This window comes from Pseudomonas sp. 382, from assembly GCF_002759075.1.
GTDB lineage: Bacteria > Pseudomonadota > Gammaproteobacteria > Pseudomonadales > Pseudomonadaceae > Aquipseudomonas > Aquipseudomonas vlassakiae.
In genome coordinates this window covers 27857-40726 of record NZ_PEMX01000007.1, presented here as the reverse complement: position 1 = coordinate 40726, position 12870 = coordinate 27857, and the positions used below count along the sequence as shown (strand labels likewise).

Annotated in this window: 15 protein-coding genes and 1 other RNA gene; 6 read left to right on the top strand and 10 right to left on the bottom strand. The window is 63.4% G+C overall.

Annotated elements, in window-relative coordinates:
• Window positions 1-10 precede the first annotated feature (10 nt).
• The 7 genes from CQW31_RS10390 to CQW31_RS10360 form a co-directional block, all read right to left on the bottom strand.
• Window positions 11-1633, bottom strand: a complete 1623-nt coding sequence (locus CQW31_RS10390; protein ID WP_099814493.1) for an iron ABC transporter permease — start codon at window positions 1631-1633, stop codon at window positions 11-13.
• A gap of 141 nt (window positions 1634-1774) precedes the next feature.
• Window positions 1775-2776: an extracellular solute-binding protein gene (locus CQW31_RS10385; RefSeq protein ID WP_099814423.1), complete on the bottom strand. Its 1002-nt coding sequence runs from the start codon at window positions 2774-2776 to the stop codon at window positions 1775-1777.
• 239 nt (window positions 2777-3015) lie between these two features.
• Complete coding sequence (locus tag CQW31_RS10380) at window positions 3016-4233, bottom strand: 2-octaprenyl-3-methyl-6-methoxy-1,4-benzoquinol hydroxylase (RefSeq protein WP_178075561.1); 1218 nt, start codon at window positions 4231-4233, stop codon at window positions 3016-3018.
• A gap of 9 nt (window positions 4234-4242) precedes the next feature.
• Complete coding sequence (locus CQW31_RS10375; protein ID WP_054883893.1) at window positions 4243-4725, bottom strand: DUF4442 domain-containing protein; 483 nt, start codon at window positions 4723-4725, stop codon at window positions 4243-4245.
• Window positions 4722-5921 carry a 2-octaprenyl-6-methoxyphenyl hydroxylase gene (ubiH, locus tag CQW31_RS10370; protein ID WP_099814421.1) on the bottom strand — a complete coding sequence of 400 codons (1200 nt, stop codon included), beginning with the start codon at window positions 5919-5921 and terminating at the stop codon, window positions 4722-4724. Before ubiH ends, CQW31_RS10375 begins: the two co-directional genes overlap by 4 nt.
• Entirely contained in the window at window positions 5918-7252 is a 1335-nt protein-coding gene (gene pepP, locus CQW31_RS10365; protein WP_099814420.1) for a Xaa-Pro aminopeptidase, read from the bottom strand. Before pepP ends, ubiH begins: the two co-directional genes overlap by 4 nt.
• Window positions 7253-7274: 22 nt before the next feature.
• Window positions 7275-7829: a YecA family protein gene (locus CQW31_RS10360; RefSeq protein ID WP_054883896.1), complete on the bottom strand. Its 555-nt coding sequence runs from the start codon at window positions 7827-7829 to the stop codon at window positions 7275-7277.
• A 182-nt stretch (window positions 7830-8011) separates the two neighbouring features.
• Here CQW31_RS10360 and CQW31_RS10355 point away from each other — a divergent pair, with 182 nt between their 5' ends.
• From CQW31_RS10355 to CQW31_RS10340, 4 genes are all read left to right on the top strand, one after another.
• A complete protein-coding gene (locus tag CQW31_RS10355) occupies window positions 8012-8194 on the top strand; it encodes a TIGR02449 family protein (RefSeq protein WP_099814492.1) in 183 nt (60 codons plus the stop codon).
• Window positions 8191-8511, top strand: a complete 321-nt coding sequence (locus CQW31_RS10350; RefSeq protein ID WP_054883897.1) for a cell division protein ZapA — start codon at window positions 8191-8193, stop codon at window positions 8509-8511. The genes CQW31_RS10355 and CQW31_RS10350 overlap by 4 nt, the downstream gene beginning before the upstream one ends.
• Before the next feature lie 17 nt (window positions 8512-8528).
• Window positions 8529-8708: non-coding RNA, 6S RNA (gene ssrS / locus CQW31_RS10345), on the top strand.
• A gap of 56 nt (window positions 8709-8764) precedes the next feature.
• Window positions 8765-9373: a 5-formyltetrahydrofolate cyclo-ligase gene (locus tag CQW31_RS10340; RefSeq protein ID WP_054883898.1), complete on the top strand. Its 609-nt coding sequence runs from the start codon at window positions 8765-8767 to the stop codon at window positions 9371-9373.
• 18 nt (window positions 9374-9391) lie between these two features.
• On the opposite strand, the gene CQW31_RS31300 is transcribed toward CQW31_RS10340, so the two are convergent.
• Entirely contained in the window at window positions 9392-9541 is a 150-nt protein-coding gene (locus tag CQW31_RS31300; protein ID WP_176507540.1) for a hypothetical protein, read from the bottom strand.
• A 179-nt stretch (window positions 9542-9720) separates the two neighbouring features.
• Here CQW31_RS31300 and CQW31_RS10335 point away from each other — a divergent pair, with 179 nt between their 5' ends.
• Entirely contained in the window at window positions 9721-10173 is a 453-nt protein-coding gene (locus CQW31_RS10335) for an EVE domain-containing protein (protein WP_099814419.1), read from the top strand.
• Between the two features lie 161 nt (window positions 10174-10334).
• Here CQW31_RS10335 and CQW31_RS10330 read toward each other — a convergent pair whose 3' ends face one another.
• Window positions 10335-10739, bottom strand: coding sequence for a flagellar basal body-associated protein FliL (locus tag CQW31_RS10330; protein ID WP_027920870.1), 405 nt, complete (start codon window positions 10737-10739; stop codon window positions 10335-10337).
• A 156-nt stretch (window positions 10740-10895) separates the two neighbouring features.
• On the opposite strand from CQW31_RS10330, the gene CQW31_RS10325 reads away from it, so the two are divergent.
• Entirely contained in the window at window positions 10896-11873 is a 978-nt protein-coding gene (locus tag CQW31_RS10325; RefSeq protein WP_099814418.1) for an NADPH:quinone oxidoreductase family protein, read from the top strand.
• Window positions 11874-11960: 87 nt separating this feature from the next.
• On the opposite strand, the gene CQW31_RS10320 is transcribed toward CQW31_RS10325, so the two are convergent.
• Window positions 11961-12635 (bottom strand): gamma-glutamylcyclotransferase, encoded by a 675-nt coding sequence (locus CQW31_RS10320; RefSeq protein ID WP_054883901.1) that lies wholly within the window; start codon window positions 12633-12635, stop codon window positions 11961-11963.
• Between the last annotated feature and the right edge of the window lie 235 nt (window positions 12636-12870).

The window sequence follows — 12870 nt, the reverse complement described above, 5'->3', positions numbered from 1 at the left end:
GCTGGCATCCTTAGTGACTGTGACCCGGACGACGCGCTGAACGGCGGATCAACCCGATGACCGGCAACAGCCCTACCAGCACCAAGGTCAACGCCGGCAGCGAGGCACGCGCCCATTCGCCTTCGCTGGTCATCTCGAATACTCTGACTGCCAGGGTGTCCCAGCCGAACGGGCGCATCAGCAAGGTGGCGGGCATTTCCTTGAGCACATCGACGAACACCAGCAACGCGGCGCTCAAGACCCCTGGCACCAGCAGCGGCAGATACACCTTGAAAAACAACCGCACGCCACCGACGCCAAGGCTACGCGAGGCTTCCGGCAAGGAGGGGCGGATACGTTCCAGGCTGCTCTCCAACGGGCCATGGGCCACGGCGATGAAGCGCACCAGGTAAGCCAGCAGCAAGGCCGCCAGACTGCCCAACAGCAGCGGCTTGCCTGCACCTCGCAACCAGGTGGACAGCGGAATGACCAGCTGATTGTCCAGGTAACTGAACGCCAGCATGATAGAGACCGCCAGTACCGAGCCAGGCAAGGCATAGCCCAGGTTGGCCAGGCCAACGCCAGCGCGAATGCCGGCCGTCGGCGCCTGACGGCGGGCGAAAGCCAGCAGCAATGCCACGCAAACGGTAATCAGAGCGGCCATGCCGCCCAGGTACAGCGTGTGCAGCACCAGGCCGACATATCGCTCGTCCAGGTCATGCCGACCGCGCTGCCAGCACCACACCAGCAACTGCAACAGTGGAATGACGAATGCGCAGGCGAACACCAGCAGGCACCAGCCGCTGGCGAGCAGCGCCTTGGCCCCGCGCAAGTGATAGAGCGCATGCCCGCGCGGGCGTTCGTTGCCGCTGCGGGTTGCGCCACGGGCGCGGCGCTCGCCGTACAGCACCAGCATTACCGCGAGCAGAAGCAGACTGGCCAGCTGGGCCGCGCTGGACAGGCTGAAGAAGCCGTACCAGGTCTTGTAGATGGCCGTGGTGAAGGTATCGAAGTTGAACACCGCCACTGCACCGAAATCGGCCAGGGTTTCCATCAGAGCCAGGGCGATGCCCGCGCCAATGGCAGGCCGCGCCATTGGCAAAGCCACCCGCCAGAAGGCCTGCACGGGCGACAGGCCAAGTACCCGGGCGGCCTCCATCAAACCCTTGCCCTGGGCCAGGAACGCCGAGCGCGCCAACAGGTAGACGTAGGGGTAGAACACCAGCACCAGGACGACGATCACCCCACCGGTGGAGCGGACCCGTGGCAGGCGCATGGGCCCGAACACCTCGCGCAAGGCGCTCTGCACCGGGCCGGCAAAGTCCAGCAGGCCGACGAAGACAAAGGCCATCACATAGGCCGGGATGGCGAACGGCAGCATCAGCGCCCAGTCGAGCCAGCGCCGGCCGGGGAACTCGCAGAGGCTGGTCAGCCAGGCCAGGCTGACGCCGAGCAGGGTCACCCCGATACCAACGCCGACCACCAAGGTCACGGTATTGCCCAGCAGGCGTCCCATCTGGGTGTCGAGCAGGTGCGACCAGATCTGCATGTCGACCGACTGCCAGGACAGCAGCAGCACGCTCAGGGGCAGGAGCACCAGGGCGGCGGTCAGGGTGACCGGGAGGTACCAGCGGCGTTGGGCGGTATGGGGCAAGTGAATGTCTCTGTGGCTGATTGCGACCGCTTTGCGGTCGTTCGCGGGCATGCCCGCTCCCACAGGGATCGAGTATTCCTGTGGGAGCGGGCATGCCCGCGAAGAGGCCCGTGAAGGCCCCGGAAGCTTAAGGCCGGGTGCTTAGTTCCAGCCAGCCCGATCCATCAGGCGAATGGCCTCGGCCTGACGCTTGCCGGCCACTTCCACTGGAATGCTGTCAGCTTTGAAGCTGCCCCAAGCCGCCACCTCATCCGACGGCTTGACCTTCGGGTTGGCCGGGAACTCCTGGTTGATGTCGGCGAACAGCTTCTGCGCTTCCTCGCCGGTCATCCACTCGACCAGCTTCCTGGCGGCTTCCGGGTGCGGTGCATGTTTGGTCAGGCCGATGCCCGACAGGTTGACGTGCACGCCACGGTCACCCTGGTTGGGCCAGAAGATCTTGACCGGCAGTTTCGGGTTCTGGGCATGCAGGCGGCCGTAGTAGTAAGTGTTGACCACGCCCACATCGCACTGGCCGGCTTCGATGGCCTGGATCACCGAGTTATCGTCGGAGAACACATCGGTGGCCAGGTTGCCGACCCAGCCTTTGACGATCTGCTCGGTCTTGGCCTCGCCGTGGTTTTCGATCAACGTGGCAGTCAGCGACTGGTTGTACACCTTCTTCGCAGTGCGCAGGCACAGGCGGCCTTCCCAGTGCTTGTCGGCAAGGGCTTCATAGGTGGTCAGCTCGGCCGGTTTGACCCGCTCGGTGGAGTAGACGATGGTCCGTGCACGCAGGCTCAGGCCGGTCCAGTCATGGGACGAAGCGCGGTACTGCGGGGGAATGTTCTGGTCGATGATGGCCGACTTGATCGGCTGCAGGATGCCCATTTGCTCGGCCTGCCACAGGTTGCCGGCATCGACGGTGAGCAGCAAGTCGGCCACACCGTTCTCGCCCTCGGCCTTGATGCGCTGCATCAGCGGGGCTTCCTTGTCGGTGATGAACTTGACCTTGACCCCCGTCTCGGCGGTGTAGGCGTCGAATACCGGCTTGATCAGCTCGTCGATGCGCGAGGAGTACACCACCACTTCGTCCGCCGCCTGAGCGGTGCCGCCGAACAGGGTCAGGGCCAGGGCGGCCAGTAGGGGCTTGCGTGGCAACATGGAAAGCACTCCTCGGATCGTATGAGAGGCGCAAATGGTAGTGAATCCCATTTTCCAGCTCATCATCAGAGCAGTTACCGGATGTTGCAAAACGAGCGCAAGCGCACCCTGTGGGAGCGGCCTTGTGTCGCGAAAGGGCCGCAGAGCGGCCCCGGCGATATCTGCTGGGAAGCTGAAATCTGGGGCCGCTACGCGACCCTTTCGCGACACAAGGCCGCTCCCACAAAAAAGCGGTGACTTCAGGCCTTGGCCAGTTCCGGCAGGTCCCCGGTCAGCCCCAACGCCTGGCGCACGAACAGCGCCTTGGCCTCCGGCATCTGCTCCACCAGCTTCAACCCGCTGTTACGCAACCAGCGCAACGGCAACGGATTGGCCTGGAACAACCGCTCGAAACCTTCCATTGCCGCCATCAACGCAAGGTTGTGCGGCATCCGCCGGCGCTCATAACGGCTGAGCACTTTCACATCCGCCAACCGCTCGCCGCGCTCGCTGGCATGCTCCAGCACCTCGGCCAGCACCGCAGCATCGAGAAAGCCCAGGTTGACGCCTTGCCCGGCCAACGGGTGAATGGTGTGTGCGGCATCGCCAATCAACACCAGCCCTTCGTCCACGTAGCGCTTGGCGTGACGCTGGCGCAACGGCACGCAGACGCGCGGGTCGGCCTCCAGCACCTCACCCAGTCGCCCCTCGAAGGCCCGCTCCAACGCCTTGAGGAAGGCCGGTTCATCCAGAGCCATGATCTGCTCGGCCTGCTCTGGAGTCGTCGACCAGACAATCGAGCACCAATCCTGCTTGCCGTCACGCGACAGCGGCAAGAAGGCCAGCGGCCCCTCGTCGGTGAAGCGCTGCCAGGCGGTAGCCTGGTGCGCGGCGCTGCAGCGCACGCTGGTGACGATCGCGTGGTGCAGGTAATCCCACTCTCGCGTCTCGCAGCCAGCCAGGCGGCGCACCGCCGAGTTGGCGCCGTCGGCGGCCACCACCAGCGGCGTACGCAACTGACGGCCATCGGCCAGGGTCAGCAGCCATTCGTCACCGGAGCGGCGCAGCTGCTCCAGGCGGGCATTGGGCAACAGGCCGATATCGCTATCGTGCAGGCGCTCCAGCAGACCGTCCTGCACCACCCGGTTCTCGACGATATGGCCGAGGACCTGGGCGTGCACACTGGCTGCCGAGAAATGTATCTGACCGGTACCGCTGCCGTCCCACACATGCATGTCGGAATACGGCGACACGCGCCGCCCGGCGATGCCGTCCCAGGCCTCCAGGCGTTCGAGGATGCGCTGGCTGGCCGCCGACAGTGCACTGACCCGCGGCTCGAACGGTGCATCGGCGTCGAACGGTTTGACCGACAGCGAGCCGCCGTCGAGCAGGAGAATTTCCAGGCCGCTGTGGCGAAGCGCCAGGGCCAGGGCGCTGCCGACCATACCGGCACCGACAATCAACAGATCTGCGCGCATTTCCATGCCTTACGCCTGCCTCGCTTGCGGCTTGAGCCGCACGTATAGGGTTTTATCGACCCGTGCCACCAGCTCGCCGGCTTCGTCACGGATATCGACCTGCACACGCGGCAGGTACTTCTTGCCGGTGGCAGTCTGCTGGCGAATGTCGTCCAGCAGCGCGTCATCGACGTGGAATTCGGCATACACCGTGCCCTTGCCCGGCGCAACGAAATCGATGCTGGCAGCCTTGTCCCAGACAATGTATTCGCGGCCCAACTGCTCGATCAGCAGCAACATGTAGAACGGGTCGACCATCGAATACAGGCTGCCGCCGAACTGGGTGCCGACGTAGTTGCGATTCCAGCGGGTCAGCTTCATGCGTACCTTGACGCTGCGCATGTCCGGGCTGATGTGCTGGATGTGGATGCCTGCGCCGAGGTACGGCGGGTAGAAATTCAGCAGCCAGCGCAACATGCGCGCCCGGCGCGCCAGCCTGCGCGGGTTGCTCATGCCTGGCCCCGCGGATCGGGGCGGGTACCGAGGCCCATGGCCTGGCGAGCGAACCAGCTTTTTGCCGGTGGCAACAGGTCAAGCCCGAGCAGGCCGATATTGCGCCCGGCCGCCAGCAGTGGCTGGTTGCTGCCGAACAGGCGGGTGACCTGGTCGGAGAAGCCGATGGTCAGGGCCTGGTCGAGACGCTGGCGCTGGTGATAGGCCTGCAGAGTGGCAAGGTCGCCCGGAAGCTGTGGGCCGAGCAGCAGCGCGTCGGCCAGCGCCTGCACATCACGCAGCGACAGGTTGAAACCCTGGCCGGCAATCGGGTGCAGGCTGTGCGCGGCGTTGCCCAGCACCACCAGGTGTGGACGGACCTGCTCCTGGGCTTCGATCAGCGCCAGCGGGTAGAGATGCCTGGCACCGACCTGGCGCAAGCCGCCGAGCCGATAACCGAAGGCACCCTGCAACTCGCGCAGGAAACTGCGCTCGTCGATCTCGGCCAGACGCTTGGCATCCATCCCCTGGCGCGTCCAGACCAGCGCGCAGCGGTTTTCCGGCAGTGGCAGCAAGGCCATAGGACCTTGCTCGGTGAAACGCTCAAAGGCTTGGCCGCAGTGGGCCTCGCCGGGTGTGATGTTGGCGATCAGGGCGCTTTGCTCATAGGGCGTACGGCGCACGTGGATTCCCAACTGCTCACGCAGGCCGGAGCGGCCACCGTCAGCCAGCACCGCCAGGTCACATTCCAGGCTGGTGTCGTCGTCCAGCAGCAGGCGGTAGCCACCCTCGATGGCTTGCATCGCCTTCACTTCGGCCGGGCAGCGCCAGCTCACCACCTCGCTGTCCAGCCCTTGCCACAGGCACTGCCCGAGCCAGGCGTTCTCCACCACGTATCCCAGGGCCGGCACGCCTTCTTCCATGGCGTCCAGGCGAGTGGCGCCGAAACGGCCACGGTCGGAAACCTGGATCTGCCGGATCGGCTCGGCGCGCGGGCTGATGGTTTGCCAGAGGCCGAGGTGCTGGTAGATCTGCCGAGTGCCGAACGACAGTGCCGAAGAGCGCGCATCGTAGCTGGGCTGGAAGCTGTCGCCGGGGGCGAACGGCTCGATCAGCAGGATCTTCCAGCCGCGCGCCTTGGCGCCTGCCTGCAGGGCCAAAGCCAGGCTTGCGCCCACCAGCCCGCCACCAATGATCGCCAGGTTGACCCGACTCATGCCGCGTCCTTGCGCGCAGCCTGCATCAGCGCCTCGATCTCGGCAACCGTGCGGGGCACACCCGAGGTCAGAATTTCACAACCTTGCTTGGTCACTACCACGTCGTCCTCGATCCTGATACCGATGCCGCGCCATTTCTTCGCGACCTCCTGGTTGTCGGCGGCGATGTAAATGCCTGGCTCGACAGTCAGGGCCATGCCGGGCTCCAGCACGCGCCATTCGCCACCGACCTTGTATTCGCCGACATCGTGCACGTCCATGCCCAGCCAGTGCCCGGCGCGGTGCATGTAGAAAGCCCGGTAAGCCTCGCTGTCGATCAGCGCCTGCACCTCACCCTTGAGCAAACCGAGCTCCACCAGGCCCTCCGTGATCACCCGCACGGTCGCCTCATGGGCGTGGTTCCAGTGCTTGCCCGGGGCGATCTCGGCAAAGGCGGCAGCCTGTGCCTTGAGCACCAGCTCATAGATCGCCTTCTGCTCCGGCGAAAAACGCCCGCTGACCGGAAAGGTCCGGGTGATGTCGCTGGCATAGCAATCGATCTCGCAACCAGCATCGATCAGCACCAGGTCGCCATCCTTGAGCGGCGCATCATTTTGCTGATAGTGCAGGATGCAGCCATTGCGCCCGGCGGCGACGATCGAGCCGTACGCCGGCATTTTCGCGCCACCCTTGCGGAATTCGTAGTCCAGCTCGGCTTCCAGGCTGTACTCGTGCAACCCGGCCCGGCAGGCCTGCATGGCGCGCACATGGGCGCGCGCAGAGATCTCCGCGGCGGCACGCATCACCTTCACTTCCGCAGCCGATTTATACAGGCGCATATCGTGCAGCAGATGATCCAGCGCAACGAATTCGTTTGGCGGCTGGGCGCCGAGGCGTGCCTTGGAACGGATCACGTTGATCCAGTCCATCAACCGGCGGTCGAACTCAGCGTTGCTGCCCATGGCGCTATAGACCCGCTCGCGGCCTTCGATCAGGCCCGGCAGGATCTCGTCGATATCGGTGATCGGGAAGGCATCGTCCGCGCCAAAGTCACGGATTGCGCCTTCCTGGCCGGCACGCAGCCCGTCCCACTGCTCACGCTCCGGGTTGCGCTCGCGGCAGAACAGCACGTACTCGCCATGCTCGCGGCCAGGGATCAGTGCAATCACCGCCTCAGGCTCGGGGAAGCCGCTGAGGTACTGGAAATCGCTGTCCTGGCGGTACACGTGCTCGACGTCGCGGTTGCGGATGGCGACTGCGGCGGCGGGCAGAATGGCGATGCTGTTGGGGACCATCTGCGCCATCAGCGCCTTGCGCCGACGGGCATACTCGGCCTTGGGTATGTGGCTCATGGGCAGAACTACCCCCGGTTGATCAGTGCAGCGAAGGTTTTGGTGCGGGTGCGGCAGGCGCGGCCAGCTCCGTGTACAGCAGCAGCGGTGCGACGCGCAGGTATTCCATGACTTCCATGTAGTCGCTTTCGCCGTCTTCGGATTCCTCGAGGGCTTCCTGGACCTGCGAAATGGCCACCAGGTCCTGCAGCACTTCCTTGGCTTCGGTAGACAGGTCCTGCCCCCCGGCGTTCAGGCCGAAGCCGGTGATGAAACCCTGGCACCACAGGCCCAGCGCTTCGGCGCGGTCGGCAAGTGCCGCATCGTCGCTCGGCAGCAGCAGGACAATGGCCATGTCTTCGCTGCTCAGCTCGCCCTTGACCATCTCCTGCAGGCCGATCAGGGCATTGCGCACGGCGTCACCGGGTTCGGTTTCCAGCAGTTGGGCGGCATCAGCCAGCCAGGCCTCGGCATCGAAGCCTGCGCCGGCACAACTGCGGCCGATCAACAGGCCGTGCAGTTCGGCAGGGGTTACAGGGTGGCCATTGCTGGAAAGGAGCATGGCGAAGGCAACGTAAGGCGATTGAGTATTAGGCATGGTCGGCTAGGCGCCAGACGGCGCATTTGACTAGAATGAAGACCTTGTATCCTAGCACCGGCAGGCGCGCCAAGACCATCGGCACTGGCCGCCGCTGCGCCGGGAGAGGCATCCTCGCAGGGTGATTCAACGACGGAGCGAATCGAGTGCAACCCACGCAAGAGAACGACCTGCAAGCGCTGATGAGCCGATTCGAGTTGCTGATTGAACGCATCGAGCAACTAAAACGGCAAAATGCACTCCTAGTAGTTCAGGAAAAATCCTGGCGCGAAGAGCGCGCCCACCTCATCGAAAAGAACGAGATCGCCAAGCGCAAGGTCGAGTCGATGATTTTACGCCTGAAGGCCCTGGAGCAAGACTCATGAGTTCAAGCAATAGCGTCACCGTGCAGATCCTCGACAAGGAGTATTCGATCATCTGCCCGCCGGAAGAGCGCAACAACCTGGTCAGCGCCGCGCGCTACCTGGACGGCAAGATGCGCGAGATCCGCAGCAGCGGCAAGGTGATCGGTGCAGACCGCATTGCGGTCATGGCGGCGTTGAATATCACTCACGAGATGCTGCACCGCCAGGAGGATCGCGCCGATGCCCCAGTGAGTGGCACCAGCCGTGAACAGGTGCGGGACCTGCTGGAAAGGGTCGATCAGGCGTTGTCCGACGATGCGGGTACCAAAAACGGCTGAGATTGGTATACTGGCGCCACTCCCTGGGGGATGCGCCAGTCGGTTATGTCCCTGAGCCGATACGCACAACCACGGGGGTTGCACGCTGGGGCAGGTGTGCATGTCCGCCCGACGGAAAGCCTTAACGCCCCCTGCAATCTCCACCTTGAACTTTCGGGTTCAAGGGCTACACCGATAGCGGTCTTATCGGGGAGCCTGATTCCTCCTGCCGAGCGCTCAGCTGGGCAATCCGACACCTGGGATAACCAGTGCCATGACCGAAACTGCGTCGCTTTCCCGCCCCCAGCTTCGTCGCCTGCTTCGCAATGCCCGCCGCGCCCTGACACCCGCACAGCAGCACCAGGCCTCACGCGGCCTGTACCGCCAATTGGCGCAGCACCCCTTGTTTCGCCGCGCCCGGCATATCGCCCTGTACCTGCCCAACGACGGTGAAATCGACCCGCGCCTGCTGCTGCGCGAGGCTCAGCGCCGCGGCAAGCGCACTTACCTGCCGGTACTGCATGCCTGGCCGCGAACGCGCATGGTGTTCCAGCGTTTCGAGCAGGGCGAAAAACTCAAGCGCAACCGCTTCCGTATTCCTGAGCCATTGACCGACCGTCGGCGCCAGCGCCCGATCTGGTCGCTGGATCTGATCCTTTTGCCACTGGTCGGCTTCGATGAGGTCGGCGGGAGGCTGGGCATGGGCGGGGGGTTCTATGACCGCAGCCTGGCCTACCAGGCACGTCGCAAGACCTGGAAGAAACCATTGCTGCTGGGGCTGGCGCATGAGTGCCAGAAGGTCGAGCGACTGGCGCAAGCCAGTTGGGACGTACCGCTGCAAGGGACGGTCAGCGACCGCAGTTGGTACCTGGCGCCGACCTGAGCGGCGTTAGCGGGTAGTTCAGCGTTTCTGCAGGGTGGCGTCGACCGGTGTCTGATAGGCGGTATCCAGCTTGCGCTCCCAGATACCCTGGGCATAACCGGTGGTGACCACACCCAGGCCAAAGATGAAGACCAGGATCCACAGTAGATCCGGTTTGCGTTGGTTCATCGAAGAATGCCCCCCTAGGCATACGTTCAGGCTCGGCGACCTTCTAGGTGCCGCCGGAGCGTCTAGCTTTAAAATCGGCGCATTTTCCGACAACCTGAGTCGTCAACGCAAACGTTGACGCCAACCGGCTGTCGGTTTCGTGCAACAGGTTATTTCAAACCTTTTCAGGAGCAGTATCCATGGCCTATTGGCTGATGAAATCCGAGCCCGAGGAGCTCTCGATCGAAGACCTTGGCCGGCTGGGCGAGGCGCGCTGGGATGGCGTACGCAACTACCAGGCGCGCAATTTCATACGGGCCATGAGCGTAGGCGACGAGTTTTTCTTCTACCACTCCAGCTGCCCGCAGCCGGGCATTGCCGGTATCGCCCGTATCACCACGGCGGCCTACCCGGACCCGACGGCACTGGACCCGCAAAGCCACTACTTCGACGCCAGGGCCAATGCCGAGAAGAACCCGTGGAGCGCGGTAGATGTGGCCCACGTGAAAAATTTCCGTCAGGTGCTGGGGCTGGGTTTGCTGAAGCAGCAGAGTGCGCTGGCAGAGTTGCCGCTAGTGCAGAAAGGCACTCGGTTGTCGGTGATGCCGGTAACTGAAGAGCAGTGGGCGGCGATCATTGCGCTGGCGCGCTGAGCACGAGCAATCGCGACCAACTGCAGGAGCGGCCTTGTGTCGCGAAAGGGCTGCGCAGCAGCCCCAGGATTTCAGCTTCGCCGCTTAGAATGCCGGGGCTGCTACGCAGCCCATTCGCGACACAAGGCCGCTCCTGCAGGCTTCAACTTGAGCATGTTGCGTTATTGAACAATCAGGTTGTTGAACAGCAGATCCTCGACAATCGGCTTGCCCTCTTCCGACTCCATCACCTGCTGCACCTGCTTCAACGCTTCCTGGCGCAGCTTCTCCTTGGCGTCGACGTTGCTCATGCTGTCCACCGTCTGCTGGGTGAACAGTGCCACCAGCTGGTTGCGGATCAGCGGCTCCTGGTGCTTGACCGCAGCCGCTGCGGCGTCGCCCGTTACGCGCAGGGCCACATCGGCCTTGTACACACGCAGCTTGGGGCTGCCATCGAGGGCGTAGTTGCCGACGAAGGGCGGGCTCAGGGTGATATAGGAAACCTTCGGCTCCCCTTCCTTGGCTTCCTCGGCCATGGCCGCCGCTGGCAGCATCAGCGCCAGTACCATCAAGATCCACGCTTTCACGAATTCGCTCCTCAAAACAATTGGCGCCAGCTTACCCAGCATGCCGTTCAAACCCAAGCCCAGGCTTATGCCAGCACATCAGGGCGGGCCATGCTCGTTGACCCGGCAGACGACCCTCCTACACTTATCGGCCACTACACGCAAAGGAATAGCCCGATGAAAGCTGTGTTGTGCAAAACCCTGGGCCCAGCTCGTGACCTGGTGCTGGAGGACGTGGCCAGTCCGGTACCGAAGAAGAACGAGATCCTGCTCGATGTGCAGGCCGCCGGGGTCAATTTCCCCGACACGCTGATCATCGAAGGCAAATACCAGTTCCAGCCACCCCTGCCTTTTTCACCGGGTGGCGAAGCCGCTGGGGTGATCGCAGCGGTCGGCGAACGGGCTGGGGCCTTCAAAGTCGGCGACCGGGTGATGGCCCTGACCGGCTGGGGAGCATTTGCCGAGCAGGTGGCAGTGCCGTTCTACAACGTGATGCCAATTCCCGAGCACATGGATTTTGCCACCGCCGCCGCGTTCGGCATGACCTATGGCACCTCGATGCATGCATTGAAGCAGCGCGGCCAGCTGCAGCCCGGCGAAACCCTGCTGGTGCTCGGTGCCTCCGGTGGTGTTGGCTTGGCAGCGGTAGAAATTGGCAAAGCCATGGGCGCAAGAGTGATCGCCGCAGCCAGCAGCGCCGAGAAACTTGCCGTTGCCAAGGCCGCAGGGGCTGACGAAACGATCGACTACAGCCAGGCCAGCCTCAAGGAAGAGATCAAACGCCTGACCGGCGGCCAGGGCGTGGATGTGATCTACGATCCGGTAGGCGGTGAGCTGTTCGACCAGGCCGTGCGCGGACTGGCGTGGCAGGGCCGACTGCTGGTGGTGGGGTTTGCCAGCGGGACGATTCCGCAGATGGCGGCAAACCTGGTGCTGCTCAAGGGGGCCGCGGTGCTTGGGGTGTTCTGGGGGGCCTTTGCCCAGCGCCAGCCCGAGGACAATGCGGCGAACTTCCGGCAGCTGTTTGCCTGGCATACCGAGGGCAAGTTGAAACCGTTGGTGTCGAAGACTTATCCACTGGCTGAAGCCGGGGCAGCCATTGAAGAACTTGGGCAACGGCGGGCTGTGGGTAAGTTGGTGGTATTGGCCCAGTAAGGGTAGGTCTGGCCTCTTCGCGGGTGAACCCGCTGCCACAGAGACCGCGTAATATAGAAAGATTGCGCAGTGCCTGTGGGAACGGGTTTATCGAGGCGTCGAACCGCCGCGAAGAGGGCCGTGCAGGTTATGGCAGCGCCGGAACCGTGCCTCGAGGTTGCGATCCGGCATCTGATGGCTGCGCAGCGCATTCAGTGTCTGCTCGACATAATCCCGCGTGGTGCCGTAGCGCCCCTTGGCACTGGCCAGAATCTGGCTAAGCAACGTATCGGGCAAGTTGCCTGCATAACACGGCAAGTGCCGCTCCAGTACGAAGCCCAAGGCCTGTACCTTGCTGCCATCATCCAGTCGGCAGCTAAGCCAGTGCGGCCGATACGCCGGATAAGGCATTTCCCGCTGCCACAGGGCCATCAGCGAATCATCGAGGTTGCTGTCTTCAAGTCGGTAGGCAAAACCGCTGCAGGAGCCGCCGCGATCAAGGCCGAACACCAAGCCTGGCGTTTCCGGCGTACCGCGGTGCTCATGCGACCACAGGTACAACCCACGGTGATAACCATGCACTCGCGCCCGTTGGCGCTCCACCGAATTGCATTCCGGGCGCCAGATCAACGAGCCATAGGCAAACAACCAGACAGGGCCACCTTCGTGGCGAGACATGGTCATTTGCATGGAAGTGAGCAATTGCTCACGGGTGAGTTGCTGACCGAAGTCGAGCGCCGGAGGATAGGCAACTTCCCAGGACAAACTTTCAAGTGCCGACATAAGCTGCCGCCATTATTCCCTGTTTACTACGCATAAAGCGGGAGGCGCTGATGACGTGGCCTGTGCGGCCGCGCCAGCGGCGCTTGCAGTAACCATAGGATAGAAATACGCCAATACTCAAGTCCCATGAACAGAGTTTCATGCGCAGTTCCGACGACTGGGAAGTATTGTTTCGATGGCCGCGAAAGTTAATGGCCAAGGCGGTAACAATGACCGCCTTATACCCACTACTTCA